Below are 18,141 nucleotides of genomic sequence, written 5' to 3'. Positions count from 1 at the left end.
TTTTAATGAATAGGGTTTGGGTTAGATAAACAAGATACTGCTTTTTTGCCTAAACGTCAATTCTGGCGTATTTGGCATGACTTTCAATGAATTCCCTTCTGGGAGCCACATCGTCACCCATCAGCATGCTGAAAATCCGGTCTGCTTCAGCGGCGCTTTCAATGGTTACTCTTTTCAAGGTTCTTCTGGACGGGTCCATAGTGGTTTCCCAAAGTTGCTCAGCATTCATTTCACCCAATCCTTTGTATCGCTGAATGGTAACGCTGTCTTCCTTTCCTCCACCCAGTTTTTCAATAAGGCCCTTTCTTTGTTCTTCGCTATAGGCGTATTCCTGCTCTTTTCCTTTTTTAACCATGTACAAGGGAGGCTGAGCAATGTAGACACAACCCTGTTCAACCAATTCCTTCATATAACGGAAGATAAAGGTCAGAATAAGGGTGGCAATATGCGATCCATCCACATCGGCATCGGTCATGATAATCAGCTTATGATACCTAAGCTTAGAAGTGTTCAGAGCTTTAGGATCTTCCGGGGTTCCAACGGTAACACCCAATGCAGTATACATGTTACGAATTTCCTCGTTTTCATAGATCTTATGCTCCATGGCTTTTTCCACATTCAGAATTTTACCTCTCAAGGGTAAAATTGCCTGATAGCTTCTGTCCCTGCCTTGTTTGGCAGTACCACCCGCTGAATCTCCTTCCACCAGGTACAGTTCGCATTTAACCGGATCTTTTTCGCTGCAGTCTGCCAGTTTTCCCGGAAGTCCCCCCCCGGATAATACCGTTTTTCTCTGCACCATGTCTCTGGCTTTCTTTGCCGCAACCCTTGCCTGCGCAGCCAGAATTATTTTGGAAATTACCTGCTTGCTTTCTTTGGGATTTTCTTCCAGATAAGCTTCCAGAGCGCGGGCCACTGTTGTTTGAACAACCCCGCTTACTTCACTATTTCCTAATTTAGTTTTGGTTTGTCCTTCAAATTGAGGTTCGGGTACTTTAACTGATATAATAGCACTTAATCCCTCTCTGAAATCATCTCCTTCTACTGTAACTTTTGCTCTTTCAAATAAGCCCTCCTTATCGCCATAGCTTTTGAATACACGGGTTAAAGCCTGACGGAAACCAGTGACGTGTGTACCGCCTTCAATGGTATTGATATTGTTTACATAAGAGAAGATATTCTCTTTAAAATCGTCGTTATACGTTAAGGCAACTTCAACCGCAACATTCGTTGCCTCATCATGGCCTTCTACAAATAACGGGGCATTTAAAATCGGATTTCTGTTGGCATTTCTGTCCAGCATTTCTACAAACTCTATAATACCACCTTCGCTATAGAAGTGATTGGTGTAGGCATTTCCAGCATCATCCAGCTCCCTTAAATCGGTAAGCGTAATGTTTATTTTACGATTCAGATAAGCCAGTTCTCTCAAGCGACCCTCAAGTATTTCTTTGCGGTAAACTGTTTCCTGGAAAATGCTGGCATCTGGCCAGAAATGAACTCTTGTTCCAGTGATTTCGCTAGTGCCTATTTCACGGACTGCATATTTAGGAACACCAATGGAATACTCCTGTTCAAATATTTTTCCTTCTCGCTGAACAGTCACCAGCAATTTGGTACTTAACGCATTCACGCAGCTCACCCCTACACCGTGCAAACCACCGGAAACCTTGTATGTGTTTTTATCAAACTTACCACCTGCGTGCAGTACGGTCATAACTACTTCCAATGCGCTCTTTTTTTCTTTGGAGTGCATGGCAGTTGGAATACCTCGTCCATCATCCTGAACACTAATGGAATTGTCTTCGTGGATGGTAACAAAAATGTTTTTACAATAACCCGCAAGGGCTTCGTCAATAGAGTTGTCTACTACTTCGTACACCAGATGATGCAAGCCCTTAACGCCCACATCGCCAATGTACATGGCTGGTCTTTTACGAACCGCTTCTAATCCCTCTAAAACCTGTATGCTATCTGCCCCGTAATTTTTGTTTTCTGCTGCGTGTTGTTGTTCTAATTCGTCGCTCATAAAGTCTTGTCTCACTTGCATTTTGGTTATTTTTTGCAAGCTTACAAATGTAGGCGATTTCGGGGGGATTTTAACTGCTTTACAGACTGAGTTTTCCCCATTTTATATGGGGCTGCTAATCCTCTTTTTTGCAGAATTATTTGTATCAACTGTTTCATTAGCAAGCACTTAGTAGCTTAAAAAAATATTAAATGTAGATGTGTAATTTGAACACATCTGGATTAATGTTATATTGTATATGACTGTCATATGACTTTATCGAAAAATTGAGTTTCATGAGTACTTCTAAAGCCAGCGATTTCTACATAGTTGGAATTGGGGCATCAGCTGGGGGGTTAGACGCCATACAAAAATTATTCAATCAAATTCCTCCGGATATAGGAATGGCATTTGTAATTATCCAACACCTGTCTCCTGATTTCAAGAGTTTAATGCCGGAATTACTGGCCAAGCATACCGAAATGCCGATTTACACAGCAGAAGATCAGCAGGAAGTACATCCCAATTGCATTTATCTGACCCATCGGAATAAAAATCTGGTTATAAAGGACAATAAGCTTTTATTACTAGAAAAAGCACCCAAACACAATTTGAACTTGCCTATCGATATATTCTTTCATTCATTAGGAGAAGAATGGAAAGAAAAATCCATTGGAATTATATTATCTGGAACCGGTTCCGATGGTTCCAGAGGTATCAAAACCATTAAAGAATCGGGTGGGATTATTCTGGTGCAGGATCCTCTTTCCGCGCAGTTCAATGGGATGCCCAATGCAGCCATCAGCTCAGGGTTGGCTGAGTTTATTTCCGAGCCGGAAGCTATGGCTAAAATACTGGAAAAGATTCCGAATATTAGTTTAGCAAAGGATCTGGTAAATGACAAAGAAAACGACAATTTATTCCTAAGTATTCTCGAAGAAATCAATCGCAGCACAGGCATTGATTTTAAGCAATACAAGCGCAACACATTGGTCAGAAGGATTGAGAAAAGAATGAGCTTAAAAAATAAGGAGCAGTTGATTGATTATCTCGATTTAATGAAAAGCTCACCAGAAGAAGTGGTTTTACTGAAACAAGATTTTCTGATTGGGGTAACTAGTTTTTTCAGGGATAGGGAAGCGTTTGAAAAATTAAAGTTGGAAGTGATACCTGCCTTGTTTCATAATAAAAAACCCAATGATATCATTCGAGTTTGGGTGGTAGCTTGTTCAACAGGAGAGGAAGCTTACTCTATTGCTATCTTATTGGATGAATACATACAGGCTAATCAGATTAGAAACGACTTCAAAGTATTCGCAACTGATGTTGATAATAATGCCGTACAAATTGCTGGATCTGGAAAGTTTCATATAGGAAACATTTCTGAACTAGATAGAAAATACCTGGATACTTATTTCATCAAAAATGTAGACAGTATCCAGATTATCAAACGCATCCGGGATAAAATGGTATTCTCGAGTCACAATGCCATTAAGGACACCCCTTTTATCAGAATGGATTTGGTTTCATGCAGAAATATGTTGATTTACCTGAATGTAATTTCTCAACAAAAAGTGCTGACCAATTTATTATTTGCATTGAATCCCGGGGGGTACCTGTTTTTAGGATTAAGTGAATCCATCAGTGATATTGGTGGCTATTTTAGTGTGGTAGATCAGAAAGCAAAAATCTTTAAAAATACTGCTACAGAAAAGCCTACTCCTTATTTTGAACATCCGGAAATGAGTCCAAGAATGTTGATTGGAAGAGGCAACAAAGAAAGAGAAACCAAATCGGAACAAACCATCAAAGAACAGACAGAGCTAGTTTTTTATCGCTTTTTAAGTAATACCTATAGTCCTTCCTGTATCTTTTTTGATGCGCAGTTTAACATTCTTTATATCAAGGGGGATGCAGGCAAATACCTTCAATTTAAAGAGGGGGTATTTCAACGCAATTTGTTGAAATTGATTGATGAAGTAACTGCTACAGTTTTGCAGGAGAAAGTAAAGTCATTACAGGAAGAGAATAAAATCCTGGTAATAAAAAAAATACAGATTGAAACCTCTGATCAGCAAAAGTCATTTGATATTCAACTTCAGCGATTGAGTGAGGCAGATGGATTGAAAGATTGTTTCCTGATTCAGTTTAGCGATAGATCAATACCGGTAACAGAAGAAATTGAGTTTTCGAAAATTCCTTTTGAAAAAGTACAGGATGTGAAAATGAAGGAACTGGAATTAGAACTTTCTCAAACCAAAGTTCAGTTGCAAAATGTGGTAGAGGAATTGGAAACCAGCAATGAGGAATTGCAGGCTTCTAATGAAGAGTTAATGGCTTCTAATGAAGAGTTGCAAAGTACCAATGAGGAATTACAATCTGTTAATGAGGAATTGTACACTGTCAATTATGAGTTACAAGAAAAAAATAAGGAACTCAATATTTTGAATAATGATACCAATAATTTATTCAATAGCACCGATGTAGGTACCTTGTTTCTGGATGCAGACCTGCGAATTAGAAAATTTACTCCCTCTCTTCAGAAGCATTTTAAATTAAATGATAAAGATATAGGCAGGTCTATTTCCAATTTTGCGGCCACATTTAAAGAAGATATTAGACTAAAAATGATTGAAGATTCAGTGAAGTCTTTGAATGAAGTTGTGGCACTGGAAGATGAAATAAAAGATGACGAAGGCAAATATTATATCCGAAGAATCAGTCCATTCATAACACTAGATAGAAAAGTGGACGGGGTGGTGATTACTTTTGTGGATGTAACTCATTTGCGCAATCTGTACAACACCCTTGAAGACAAGGAGCGTATTATTGAGAAGGAAAGTTTGTATAATAAGTCCATTATCGAAAACAATTCTTTCTATGTAGTAAAAACCGATTTGCAGGGGAATTACACTTATTTCAATAAGTATTTCTCTGAAATGTTCGGTGTGAAATTGGAAGACTGGTTAGGTAAGAATTCGTTGGAATCTATTTTAGGCGATGACCATGAAGCTTGCATGAAAGCGGTGGAAAAATGTTTTGCTGAACCTGAAAAATCCGTTTGGGTAAATCTGCGAAAACCCAGCCCCAATGGCATTATCAATAGCCAGTGGGAGTTTAAATTATTGCGTAATGAAAGTGGTGAACTTTTCGAGATTTTATGTCTTGGTCATGAAATTACTTCTTTGATTAAAAAACAGGAAGAGCTACAGGCGCAATTGAATATTAACATGGAACAAAAAAACAGGTTAATTCAATTTGCCCATATTCTTTCCCATAATTTCCGATCCCATGTAGCCAATTTGAAAGGTCTGGTCTCTTTAGCAGAAGCGCTTCCCCTGGAAGAGAGAGAAGATTTTTTTGGAATGATCAAAACGGTAGCTAATTCTTTGGATGAAACTCTGATTAATCTGAATGAAACCATCAGCATTCAAACCAATGATCATATTCTCATCAAGAATATCTCTATACTGCAGGCAATGAAGCTGGTTGAGAATAGTTTAAGTTTAACTATAGCAGATGCTAATGCCAGAATCATGTATGATTTTTCCGAATCTGATATTATTCAGGCCAATCCTGCTTATCTGGACAGTATTTTACTGAACCTGATTACCAATGCCATCAAATACCGTAAACCCAATCAGGTACCTTATATTAATGTGAGGCTGGTTCAACTGGAAAATGCCACTCAGCTCATTATTCAGGATAATGGAATGGGGATTGACCTCGTGAAAAATGGCAATAAAGTCTTCGGGATGTATAAGACCTTCCACGGAAATAAAGATGCTAAGGGGCTGGGATTATTCATTACACGAACACAGGTGGAAGCCATGCAGGGTAGTATTAAGATGGAGAGTGAGCCAGGTCAGGGAACTACCTTGATTATTGAACTGCCATTTTCCAGGCAATTGAACATGAGTTAACCCAGGTTTTGCGAAGCCTTAACAGTCTCGTAGCATTGTTATTTGCCCAATAGATGTTTATACATTAATTTTGCCGTTGGATGAATACAGTCATGGACATATTAAAGCAGGCCCAAAAGGGTGGATTGGATGCCGGAATGGAATTGCTCTATAAAAAAGAGCAAAACATCCCAGGGTCTATTCAGTATACGATTCGGCGCTACTATGCCCAGCCTGCCTGGATCACGGATGATAGCGGCATGCTGGTTTATCATTACAATGAGCAAAAGCCCAAGGATAATTATCTAGAGCTACGTTTTTGTATTTCCGGGAACAAATATTGTGCAGAAAGAAGTTGTAGTGCTTGTAGCGAGCTGCCCACCATGAATTGCAGTGGTAAAATGCATACCATGGACGTGTTTACTTTCCATTTTACTGCCAGTTTCCTGAAACAATTCGTTCACAATGTAAAGTTGGCCAACCGCAAAGACGAAGTTTTGGCCTTTAAGCATCCGAACGCGTTTACCAAAATATTCCCACTTTGTATTCGAAACAGAAATGTACTGGATGCACTGTTGAACCATAGCTATTCTGGTTCAATGGAAAATATTTACGTGAATGCTAAAGTGCACGAGTTATTGCTGTACAGTATGGACTGTTTGGTGCACGAAAAAGAAGAAGGGTTTGCTTGTAAGTTTCTGGCTGATGACAGCGGTAAAGAGCGTATATATCAGGCAAGAGATATTCTATTACAACATATTGGTGATCCAATTACCATCAAGGAACTTAGCCGCAAGGTTGCCATGAACGAATGCTATCTGAAAAAAGGATTCAAAGAAGTATTTGGCACTACCATATTCGATTTTTATCAACAGCAAAGAATGGAACACGCCAAGTATTTGTTATATGAAAAAAGCTTAAGCGTTACGGACGTTTCTGCACTGCTGGGATATTCATCTATTTCTCATTTCTCCGCTGCTTTTAAAAAACATACAGGTCTAAAGCCTTGTGAACTTTTGAAATAGGATTAGTTGGCATTTTTAACCTAGACTATAAAAGTTCGCCACCGCAGTTCAATATTGTAGCATATTGAAGTTCTATAACCCATTCCAGCCTTTGATAGTAATGGATTGCACCGTTGTGCCAGATGCAGTAGCTTCAAATACTCGCTGGTCTACTAGGCCAATTCCTTTGGCATAGGAAAGTTCGGCCACTAAATTCAAAGGGGTAAAACTACTGGACATATCAGACTTGAAATATAGTTCTCTTTTAACTGTAATGATATCGGTGTACAATGTGCCCAACAAAGACATTTGTCTCCCTTTATACAAAGTAGTAATCCTGATCTTAGCCCATCCGTAAACCATTGCGTTGGTATTGTTGTCAAAGAAACCAACTCGTAAACTATCTGTGTCGAAAAACTGTCCGGGATTTCTGGATTCATCCAGGTAAACAAAGTCCATCCGTTCATTATTAACGATGGTATCGTAAATGTATAAGTAATCAAATTCAGGGGTTCCGAATTGGTAGTATTTACCGGAACCATCTTTTCTGGCAAACAACTGATCCCCAATACTGGTGCTATAGCGCGTATAGTTTCTGGCTACATTTTTATAAGTTCCCTGAGATAAAGAACTGGCAATAGTTGACCTGAATGTAGGAATGGGAGTTGAACCGCTGGAAACAAATGCTGGGGTTAATTCATAATCAATATATCCATTTGCACGTGTGGGCAGATAATCGGTAGTAGAAGAACCATTGTTCACGCTGCCAATGGTGGTAATATCAACCAGACAGGCGCTGTTGCCAAAATTAATCTGAAAGGTAAAAGTGCCCGGCAAAATAGGCTGTCCCTTTCCTTTTAGCTTAATGGTATTGGCGCCCTGCACAAAAGCAAATCCGGAATCCCTGAACCACATGCCATTGGTAGTATCAGAGAAAATAATGTACTTGCCTTGAGTTGTAAAATTCACCTTAATCAGGATATAATTGCTGTCGGAAAGGGTTTCCAATTCTTTATACTGTCCTTTTACAACAGCTGCTTGGCAATTACCCAAACTGTCGAGTAATGTGCCGGAAGCACTCCCCCCAAATCCAGGTCCTTCTGAGCTGAGTTCCTTGGAACAGGAAGTAAATCCAAGGGCAAAAATACCCACCCAAGCAATCAATGTATACAATCCTTTCATTCTGGTAAAGATAAAATTTAGGTCAATAATGCTGCCTGAGGTATTAAGTTACTGTTTTCGCTCAATTGCTGGATATTATTTAACGTTGTTGTAGCAATTTGTTCTAAAGCTTCTTGTGTAAAAAATGCCTGATGTGCCGTAATTAAAACATTAGGGAAACTCATTAACCTTTGAATTTCATCGTCTTGAATAATGTCTTCTGACAGGTTTTTAAAAAATATTTTTTCTTCCTGTTCATATACATCAATACCTAAAGCACTGATTTGTCCCGACTTTAGCGCATCAATAGCATCCTTTGTTTTTACCAATCCGCCTCTGCTGGTATTGATAATAACCACTCCATGTTTCATCAGGGCAATGGTGTCTTTCTGAATGATATGTTTGGTTTGTTCATTTAAAGGACAGTGCAGAGAAATGATATCTGCCTTTAATACTTCAACCAGGGGCTGATAGTCTACCCCAGCTGCCATTAATTCCTGGTTGGCAATTAAATCGAATGCCATCACTTTACAGCCAAATCCCAACATGATTTTACAGAAAGCTTTGCCAATATTGCCAGTCCCAATTACCCCGATGGTTTTGCCATGCAAATTGAATCCCAGCAGACCCTGCAGGGCAAAGTTCTGCTCACGTACCCTGTTATAGGCTTTATGGGTTTTTCTGTTAAGGGTTAGCAGCATAGCTACAGCATGCTCTGCTACAGCTTCAGGAGAATAGGCGGGAACCCGGCATACCTTAATACCGGCAGCTTTAGCGGCTTCCAAATCCACATTGTTGAATCCGGCACAACGCAAGGCTATTATCCCCACTTTCATACTGGCTAATTGCTCAATAATACCGGCATTCACCTTATCATTCACAAAAACGCAGACAGCTTTTGCGCCGGCAGCCAGCTTTACAGATTGTTCATTGAGGCTGGTTTCCTGAAAAATTAATTCATACCCCTGTTGATTCAATTGGTTAAAAAACTGCTTGTCGTATGGTTGAGAACTAAAAAAAACAATTTTCATACCCAAATATAGCCCAGAAAGCCGATGCATAGCCCCGGTAACTGTTATTATTCGTGTCAGTATTCGTACCTTCGCACGAATTTTTTAAACCCTTATTTGCAGAATACTATGAGTGCGAAGTATGCAGAATTTTCAGGATTAAATTTACCCTTGATTGAAAAAGAAGTCTTGGCAGGCTGGAAAGCCAATGCTGCTTTTGAGAAAAGTATTGCTTTGAGGGAAGGGAAAAAACCCTTTGTTTTTTTTGAAGGGCCGCCTAGTGCAAATGGTATGCCGGGTATACACCATGTTATTTCCAGAACATTGAAAGACATGGTATGCCGCTACAAAACCATGCAGGGATTTCAGGTAAAGAGAAAAGGTGGATGGGATACGCATGGTTTGCCCATTGAACTGGGAGTTGAAAAAGAATTGGGAATTACCAAAGAAGATATCGGAAAGAAAATCAGCATTGAAGACTATAACAAAAAATGCAGAGAAGCGGTACTTCGTTATAAGAAAGAATGGGATGATATCACTACCAAAATGGGCTATTGGGTAGACCTAGAAAAACCCTATGTAACATTTGAGAACGACTATATTGAAACCCTTTGGTGGATTTTAAGTACGTTGTATAAAAAAGGATATTTGTATGAAAGTGTAAGTATCCAGCCTTATTCTCCTGCTGCTGGTACAGGTCTTAGCTCACACGAATTAAATCAGCCAGGTACTTACAAAGAAGTAAAAGATACTTCTGCAGTAGCTATGTTTAAAGCAACACAGGCTTCTCTGGAGCAGGCTGCCTGGTATCAACAATTGAAAAGTTCCAATCCTGCCATTGCTGCAGAAGAAGTTTTCTTTATGGCATGGACTACTACTCCCTGGACTTTGCCTTCTAATCTTGGCCTTACTGTAGGACCCAATATTGAGTATATGTTGGTTAAAACAGTAAACCCTTATACCCTTTTACCGGTAAATGTGATTCTTGCCAAAGCCTTGATGGGTAAGTATTTTAAAGCAGAGGGGGAGAATGCTTCTTTTGATGGTGTCAATGAAAAAACCAAAATTTTGCCATGGGTGGTATTGTCCGGGTTTAAAGGGACTGATATCGCAGGCATGGAATACGATCAGTTATTGCCTTACGAGGCCAATTCTATTAAAGAAATTCTGGCCATCACTCCGGATGCAAAACCATTCAGGGTAATCACCGGTGATTTTGTTACTACAGAAGATGGTACTGGTATTGTACATACAGCACCAGCTTTTGGTGCAGATGACTTTAAAGTAGGCAAAAAGTTTAACATCGGCATTTTAACAATGGTTGATAAGGAAGGAAAATTCGTAGACGGTTTGGGGCCTTTCAGCAATCGTTATGTAAAAAATTATAAGGACGATGCAAACTATGTGGATGTAAACGTAGACATCTGTGTGCATCTAAAAAAAGAGAATAGGGCTTTCAAAGTAGAGAAATACGAACACAGTTATCCGCATTGCTGGAGAACAGATAAACCCATATTGTATTATCCGCTGGATGCCTGGTTTATAAAAACCACTGCTGTAAAAGATAGAATGGTTGAACTGAATAAAACCATTAACTGGAAGCCCAAATCTACTGGAGAAGGGAGGTTTGGTAATTGGTTGGAGAACATGGTAGATTGGAACCTTAGCAGAAGCCGTTACTGGGGAACCCCTTTACCTGTATGGCGCACAGAAGACGGATCTGAAGAAGTTTGTATTGGCTCTATTGCAGAATTGAATGAGGGCATTCGTAAAGCCAATGAAGTATTGGGTGGAGATATCAACAAGAATTATTTACATCAGGGCATTCTGGATTTACATAAACCTTATGTAGATGAAATTATTCTGGTGAGTCCTTCTGGAAAACCCATGCAACGTGTGCCTGATTTGATTGATGTATGGTTTGATAGTGGTGCCATGCCTTATGCACAGTGGCATTATCCTTTTGAGAATAAAGATTTAATAGATAATGGAGAAGCATTCCCCGCAGACTTTATTGCAGAAGGGGTAGATCAGACACGCGGCTGGTTCTATACCTTACACGCTTTGGGTGTAATGTTATTTGACAAAGTAGCTTATAAGGCAGTTGTAAGTAATGGTCTGGTGTTGGACAAGAATGGCAATAAAATGAGTAAGCGTCTGGGTAATGTGGTAAATCCATTTGAAACCATTGAAAAATATGGAGCAGACGCTACCCGCTGGTATTTAATTACCAATGCCTCTCCTTGGGATAATTTAAAATTTGATTTAGCAGGTATTCAGGAAGTGCAGCGAAAGTTCTTTGGCACCCTGTACAATACCTATCAGTTTTTCTGTCTGTATGCCAATGTAGATGGATTCTCTTATAAGGAAGCTCCAATTCCGCTTGCGGAAAGACCTGAGATAGATCGCTGGATTTTATCTTCTTTAAATAGTCTGGTGAAAGAAGTAACCGAATACATGAACGACTTTGAACCCACATTAGCAGGAAGAGCCGTTGAGCATTTCGTAGATGCGCAATTGAGTAACTGGTATGTAAGATTATGCAGAAGACGTTTCTGGAAAGGTGAATATGAAACAGACAAAATCAGTGCCTATCAAACTTTGTACGAATGTTTAGAAACCATCGTTCGTTTAATTGCCCCTATTTCACCATTCTTTAGTGATGCAGTGTTCAATCAACTGAATGCAGTTACCAATAGATTTGATGTGGGTTCTGTACACCACGCAGACTTTCCAGTTTACAACACTGATATGGTGGATGCTTCGTTGGAAGAAAGAATGGAACTGGCGCAAGAAACCTGCTCGCTGGTTTTATCACTTAGAAAGAAAGTAAATATCAAAGTACGTCAGCCATTGCAGAAAGTAATGATTCCTGTATTGGACGTACAGATGAAAGCGCAGTTGGAAAAAATGGAAGAACTGATTAAGGCAGAAGTAAACGTAAAAGAGATAGAATACATTACGGCAACACAGGGCGTTATCAGCAAGAAAATAAAAGCCAACTTCAAAACCTTAGGTGCCAAACTGGGAGCATCCATGAAAGAAGCTGCTGGGCTGATTGCCGGATTTTCTCAGGAACAGATTGCCGGCCTTGAACAAAATGGAAATTGTCAGCTGTCTTTATCCAACGGGAATTTTACTATTGAACTGGCAGATGTAGAAATTACTGCAGAAGATATTCCTGGCTGGAGTGTGGCTTCCAGAGGGAAATTGACAGTTGCCCTAGATATTACCCTAACAGAAGACCTTAAACTGGAGGGTGAAGCACGGGAATTCGTCAATCGAATACAAAATATTAGAAAAGAAACCGGATTTGAATTAACAGACCGTATATTCGTAGAGTTACCTGAAGGTACCCCCCTTAAGCCTTCTATTATTAAATTTAACGACTATATTTGCCGCGAAATTCTGGCAGATGGCATTGAATGGAAGACCAATATTGAGAATGGTACACCAATTGAAGTAAATGACATTACCCTGAACGTGGTTGTAAACAAAAAAGGATAAGACCTATGGCTACAAAGAAACCAGCCCCCAAAGCAACTCCCAAAAAAGCTGTAAAGGCGGCTCCAGCCAAAGCTGCAGCAAAACCTGCTGCAAAGGCGCCAGCTAAAGCTGTTGCAAAACCAGCTGCAAAAGCCCCTGCAAAAAAAGCACCGGCCAAACCCGCAGCAAAGCCTGCTGTGAAAGCACCTGCTAAAACAGCAAAACCAGCTGCTAAGCCTGTTGCGAAAGCACCAGCAAAAAAGGTAGCTGTAAAAGCACCGGCAAAGCCTGCTGCCAAAGCGCCGGTTAAAGGGGGAACTAAACCAGCAGCCAAACCTGTGGCAAAACCAACAGCAAAGCCTGCTGCGAAAGCACCAGCCAAACCTGTGGCAAAGCCAGCTGCAAAAGCGCCGGCAAAGCCCGTAGCAAAACCTGCGGCTGTAAAGGCACCTGCTAAACCAGTTGCTAAACCAGCACCTGCAGCAGTTAAGCCTGCTCCAGCTCCTGCAAAACCAGTGGTAGTAGAGAAGCCAGCTCCTAAAGCGCCTCCAGCTCCCCCGGTAAAGCCAGTAAAAAAAGTGCCTGGTCCAATTAAAGAAGTAAAAGTTCCTAAGATCAACACTAAATCAAGTGTAACTTATAACCCCGGATATACTCCGTTGGAAAAAAGAGTAGAAGCTCCCAAACCTCAGGGGCCGTTGGTAAAGTACAATGATGCTGATTTGGCTGAATTCAGAGAGATTATCAATAAAAAACTGGATGCTGCTAAAAAAGAGTTGGCTTACCTACAGGGATTAATTACCCGTAAAGATGAAATGGGCGGAGACAATGATGATGCCCGTTACATGACAATGGAAGACGGAACCATGAGTATGGAAAAAGAACAGTTGAGTCAAATGGCTAGTCGTCAGATTACCTATATTGATCATCTGGAAAAAGCCATCATGCGTATTGAAAATAAAACCTACGGAATCTGCAGAGTTACCGGACGTTTAATTGACAAAGCAAGATTACGTGCTGTTCCTCATGCTACTTTAAGTCTGGAAGCAAAGTTGGGATTGGTCAAGCCCAATCAGGACTAATTCCAGTAATACAAAACAAACAAATGATAATGGTCCCGGTTACTTAGTAGCCGGGATTTTTATTTTACTTCTTGCATGTCCACCAGTTTTTTATAAATTCCTCCTTTAGACAGTAGTTCATCGTGGTTACCTCTTTCTGCAATTTCTCCTTTTTGTAAAACAATGATTTCGTTGGCATGGCGGATGGTGCTTAAGCGGTGTGCAATTACAATGGAAGTTCTGTTCTGCATCATATTATTGATAGCATCCTGCACCAGTCTTTCACTTTCGGTATCTAGAGAGGAAGTAGCTTCATCTAAAATTAAGATCGGAGGATTTTTTAAAACTGCTCTTGCAATGGTTACCCTTTGTCTTTCTCCGCCACTCAACTTGCTGCCCCTGTCACCAATATTGGTTTCAAATCCATCTTCTTTTTTCCTGATAAAATCCAGTGCATTGGCCACTTTAGCAGCTTGTTCAATATCATTTTGTTGGGCATTGTCTACTCCCAATGAAATATTTCCCGCAATGGTGTCATTAAATAAAATAGGCTCCTGTGTTACAATGCCCATTAATGCGCGAATGCTATGCAATGAATATTCTTTAATATTAATGCCATCAATTAAAATTTCTCCGCCACTAACATCGTGAAAGCGTGGAATCAAATCGGCCAGACTACTTTTTCCTGCGCCGGAAGATCCAACCAGGGCAATGGTTTTACCCTTCTCAATTGTCAGGTTGATATTTTTGAGAATAGGGGTTTCATTGTAAGAGAAGTTTACATTCCTAAATTCAATAGAATGATTGAAGCTGGTGAGTTCCCTGGCATTGGGCTCGTCGGTAACCAAGATGGGTGCCTGTAAGATTTCTTCAATTCTTTGAATAGCTGCACTACCTCTTTGTGCATTGTAAAATGCGGTAGACAAAGACTTGGCCGGATTAATGATCTGCGTAAAAATGACGATATAATTGATAAAGCCTGTTGCTTCTAGTCCTGCCTCATTATTCAGTACCAGTCTTCCGCCAAACCATAAAATACAACTAAGTACCATCACTCCCATGAATTCAGACATAGGCGATGCCAGGTCTTTTCGGAAATTCATTTTATTACGGATATGGTTCAAATTATTATTCGTTGTAAAGAAGCGATTGCGTAGAATTTTCTCTGCATTGAAAGCCTTTATTACACGTAAACCACCCAGGGTTTCATCCAGAATACTCATTAAGCTACCCAATTCTTCTGCTGAAGCGGTGGATTGTTTTTTTAAGGAACGGCTTACTCTGCCAATGATAAATCCCGTTAAAGGAAGCAGTACCAACAAGAAAACAGACAATACAGGACTAATGTATACCAGCACACTTAGAATAATCAGAATATTCAGCGGGTCCCTGATTAAACCCTCTAGGGTACTCATTACGCTCCATTCAATTTCATTGGCATCATTGCTCATTCTGCTGATGATATCTCCTTTTTTCTGCTCCGTAAAAAAACCAATCGGTAATTGTAAAATCTTGGCATATAAATCGGAACGGAGTTTAGTCATCACATAATTGCGCATGGGAGCCAGTACGCGGAAAGACAAATAGGTAAATGCATTTTTAAAAAAGATTGCAATGATAATCACAATACAAATGGCGCCTAAAGCATATACTTCCCCTTTTTCCTGTATTAATACACTGAGGTAATATTTCAAATGTGCCAAAAGCGCATCCGCACCGTCTTGCGGAAAACGCAAATTAGGTTTTGTAGTTATTAATTTTTCTTTGGCAAATAATAGACCCAAAAAAGGAGCCAACATCACCAGTGAAATCAATGAAAATGCAATAGACAACAGGTTAAACAGCACGTATAATACAATGTTTTTTCGTTGACTACGCAGGTAAAACAGGATCCGCTCAAATCGCTTCATACAGGAATAAATGGTGAAACAAGGCAAAGTAACTAATTTTACACCCATAAACCTTATAATATGGAGGAAGGAAAAAGACAAAGACAGGTAGCAGGAGCATTGCAGGAGCAATTCAATGATATATTCAGAAGATTAAACCTAGCGATGATAGATGGCGGAATGGTGTCCATATCCAATGTAAAAGTAACACCCGATTTGCTGGAAGCCAGGGTGTATATTAGCTTATTTCAAGTAAAGGATCAGGCGGCAGTCATGAAGAAAATAGAATCTAAAGCCTGGGAAATCAAAAAGGAATTGGCCGACAAAATGAAACACCAGTTAAGACGAATTCCGGTTATACATTTTTATAACGATGATACGCTGGACTATGTATTTAAAATGGAAGAGATCTTCAAGAAAATAAATGAAAAAGAGAAATGAATCTTCTCTTTGCCTGGCGATATTTCCGATCTAAAAAATCTACCAATGCCATCAATATTATTGCGGGTATTTCGGTGGCGGCCATCGCTGTAGGCACAGCCTCTTTAATCATTATACTCAGTGTGTTTAACGGATTTGAATCCCTGGTGAAGGGATTGTACGGCGATTTTTATCCAGCCTATAAAGTGGTACCTGCCAGCGGTAAAACATTGGCTGTAACAGCCAGGCAGCAAGCTGCACTGGGTCAGGTAAAAGGGCTGCAGGCCTATAGTTATGTTGTAGAGGAAAAGGCCCTATTGACCGGTGCGTATCAAACCATCGTTACTTTAAAAGGAGTACAGGAGAGTTATACAAAAGTAAATCCCATTCAGCAATACATTCGCAGAGGTAGTTTTAATTTAGGCAACGATACCATACCTGGCATTGTAATGGGCGGGGGGATTGAAAACGCTGCGGGTATTAATACCGAAAAAGTTTTTGAAGCGGCTACCCTTTATTTCCCCAATACGAATTCCAATTTGTTGCAGTCTGATGGGCTCAATGCTTTTTCCGTAATTCCAACGGGTGCTTTTATTGTGCAGCAGGACTTTGACAATACATATGCATTTACGCATCTCCGATTTATGCAGTATATGCTAGGATTGCCTGCTAATACCTACAGCGCCATCGAAATCAATGCCCAAGGGAAAGAGTCGGACATCATACAACAATTGCAATCCATTTTTGGTAGTCAGGTGCGTATTCAGAATCGGTACCAACAGAATGCCTCTTTGTATTCGGTGATGCAATTGGAGAAATGGGTCATTTATGGCATACTCTCTCTGATCCTGGTAGTGGCTGCTTTCAATATGATAGGGGCATTGAGTATGTTGATTCTAGAAAAACAAAAAGACATAGCTGTTTTGCGGGCACTGGGTGCAACGCCAGGCAGAATCAAACGGATTTTTTTATTGGAGGGATTGTTGCTGTCTGCCATTGGCGCAGGCTTAGGAATTGTGCTGGGCGGAATTATTTGCTGGTTGCAGGAAAGCTTTCATCTAATTAAGCTGGGGGGTACAACTTTCATTATTGATTACTATCCAGTTCAGGTGCAATGGACAGATTTTATACTGGTAACAGCAACCGTTGCATCCATTGCTTTTACTGCAGCATGGGTTACTGCACAAAAAATTAGTGCGCAGACTTTTCAGTTGCGCACTACTTGATTCTTTTTCAGAATATTTTTTAGAAATCCTAAACTATTTAAATTTTGATTGCTTTAGCAGTAAAATCTTGCTTAGTAATCACCTAAAGTCTCTTCCAACTGCCCCAGCGCTTTTGCTAATTGCTCATCTGAAGGTGCAATGCCATGCCATTCGTGGCTGCCTTCCATAAAGTCGACACCCTTGCCCATTTCTGTTTTCATTAAAATGCAAATAGGCTTTCCTTGACTCGTCATTGATTTTGCTTTATCCAATGTTGCTACCACGTCTTCCATTTGGTTGCCGTCCATTTCCAGCACTGTCCAGTCGAAGGATTCAAATTTGTTGCGCAAATTTCCTAAGGACATTACTTTACTTGTAGGACCGTCAATCTGCTGACCATTTACATCGATAATGCTGATGAGGTTGTCAACCTTATGATGCGCTGCAAACATAACCGCTTCCCAAATTTGACCTTCCTGCAATTCGCCGTCTCCATGTAAAGAGAAAACCAGGTGAGGATCGTTGTTCAGTTTTTTGGTAAGGGCAGCACCAGCGGCTACACTCAATCCCTGACCCAATGAACCACTGGCAATTCTAACGCCGGGCAAATGTTCGTGGGTAGTAGGGTGACCTTGTAAACGCGTATTGATTTTTCTGAAGCTTGCCAGTTCTTTTATTTCAAAATATCCGGCTCTGGCCAGAACGGAATAGTATAGCGGGGAAATATGCCCGTTAGACAAAAAGAAAAGATCTTCACCCTTTCCATCCATGGTAAATGCTACATTGTGTTTCATGGTGTGGAAATACAGCGCGGTAACCACGTCTGCACAACCCAAAGAACCACCTGGATGTCCACTTTGAACACCATGTACCATGCGGACAATATCCCTTCTAACCTGGGTTGCCGTCTTTTGTAAATCAGCTATACTTGCCATATAGAACCGTTAATTTTACGGCGAAGATAAAAGCATTTGGTTAGGATTCATTCATTAAAT

Annotated in this window: 11 protein-coding genes; 6 read left to right on the top strand and 5 right to left on the bottom strand. The window is 40.2% G+C overall.

What is annotated here, in order from left to right; genetic code table 11:
• Positions 1-49: 49 nt before the first annotated feature.
• A complete protein-coding gene (gyrB, locus tag TEGAF0_RS07320; RefSeq protein ID WP_458574892.1) occupies positions 50-2,050 on the bottom strand; it encodes a DNA topoisomerase (ATP-hydrolyzing) subunit B in 2,001 nt (666 codons plus the stop codon).
• A 254-nt stretch (positions 2,051-2,304) separates the two neighbouring features.
• Here gyrB and TEGAF0_RS07315 point away from each other — a divergent pair, with 254 nt between their 5' ends.
• Both TEGAF0_RS07315 and TEGAF0_RS07310 read left to right on the top strand, forming a co-directional pair.
• Positions 2,305-5,931 carry a chemotaxis protein CheB gene (locus TEGAF0_RS07315; protein WP_264897357.1) on the top strand — a complete coding sequence of 1,209 codons (3,627 nt, stop codon included), beginning with the start codon at positions 2,305-2,307 and terminating at the stop codon, positions 5,929-5,931.
• 80 nt (positions 5,932-6,011) lie between these two features.
• Positions 6,012-6,935, top strand: coding sequence for a helix-turn-helix domain-containing protein (locus tag TEGAF0_RS07310; RefSeq protein ID WP_264897356.1), 924 nt, complete (start codon positions 6,012-6,014; stop codon positions 6,933-6,935).
• A 72-nt stretch (positions 6,936-7,007) separates the two neighbouring features.
• Here the strand turns inward: TEGAF0_RS07310 and TEGAF0_RS07305 are convergent, their stop codons facing one another.
• Positions 7,008-8,096 (bottom strand): hypothetical protein, encoded by a 1,089-nt coding sequence (locus tag TEGAF0_RS07305; protein WP_264897354.1) that lies wholly within the window; start codon positions 8,094-8,096, stop codon positions 7,008-7,010.
• Between the two features lie 17 nt (positions 8,097-8,113).
• The gene (locus tag TEGAF0_RS07300; RefSeq protein ID WP_264897352.1) at positions 8,114-9,106 is read right to left on the bottom strand and encodes a 2-hydroxyacid dehydrogenase; all 993 of its coding nucleotides are present in this window, start codon (positions 9,104-9,106) and stop codon (positions 8,114-8,116) included.
• 108 nt (positions 9,107-9,214) lie between these two features.
• Between TEGAF0_RS07300 and ileS the strand changes: the two genes are divergently transcribed.
• Both ileS and TEGAF0_RS07290 read left to right on the top strand, forming a co-directional pair.
• Positions 9,215-12,592, top strand: coding sequence for an isoleucine--tRNA ligase (ileS, locus tag TEGAF0_RS07295; RefSeq protein ID WP_264897351.1), 3,378 nt, complete (start codon positions 9,215-9,217; stop codon positions 12,590-12,592).
• A gap of 5 nt (positions 12,593-12,597) precedes the next feature.
• The gene (locus tag TEGAF0_RS07290; RefSeq protein WP_264897350.1) at positions 12,598-13,653 is read left to right on the top strand and encodes a TraR/DksA family transcriptional regulator; all 1,056 of its coding nucleotides are present in this window, start codon (positions 12,598-12,600) and stop codon (positions 13,651-13,653) included.
• Between the two features lie 59 nt (positions 13,654-13,712).
• On the opposite strand, the gene TEGAF0_RS07285 is transcribed toward TEGAF0_RS07290, so the two are convergent.
• Positions 13,713-15,590, bottom strand: coding sequence for an ABC transporter ATP-binding protein (locus TEGAF0_RS07285; protein WP_264897348.1), 1,878 nt, complete (start codon positions 15,588-15,590; stop codon positions 13,713-13,715).
• Between the two features lie 12 nt (positions 15,591-15,602).
• Here TEGAF0_RS07285 and rbfA point away from each other — a divergent pair, with 12 nt between their 5' ends.
• Together rbfA and TEGAF0_RS07275 are read left to right on the top strand one after the other, a co-directional pair.
• A complete protein-coding gene (gene rbfA, locus TEGAF0_RS07280; protein WP_264897347.1) occupies positions 15,603-15,962 on the top strand; it encodes a 30S ribosome-binding factor RbfA in 360 nt (119 codons plus the stop codon).
• On the top strand, positions 15,959-17,167 hold the full coding sequence (locus tag TEGAF0_RS07275; RefSeq protein ID WP_264897345.1) for an FtsX-like permease family protein: 1,209 nt from the start codon (positions 15,959-15,961) through the stop codon (positions 17,165-17,167). The genes rbfA and TEGAF0_RS07275 overlap by 4 nt, the downstream gene beginning before the upstream one ends.
• Positions 17,168-17,238: 71 nt before the next feature.
• Here TEGAF0_RS07275 and TEGAF0_RS07270 read toward each other — a convergent pair whose 3' ends face one another.
• On the bottom strand, positions 17,239-18,081 hold the full coding sequence (locus TEGAF0_RS07270) for a transketolase (RefSeq protein ID WP_264897343.1): 843 nt from the start codon (positions 18,079-18,081) through the stop codon (positions 17,239-17,241).
• Positions 18,082-18,141 lie beyond the last annotated feature (60 nt).

It is taken from the genome of Sediminibacterium sp. TEGAF015 (assembly GCF_025997995.1).
Lineage (GTDB): Bacteria > Bacteroidota > Bacteroidia > Chitinophagales > Chitinophagaceae > Sediminibacterium.
The sequence above is the reverse complement of the archived record's forward strand: the minus strand, read 5'-3'. Positions and strand labels throughout refer to the sequence as shown.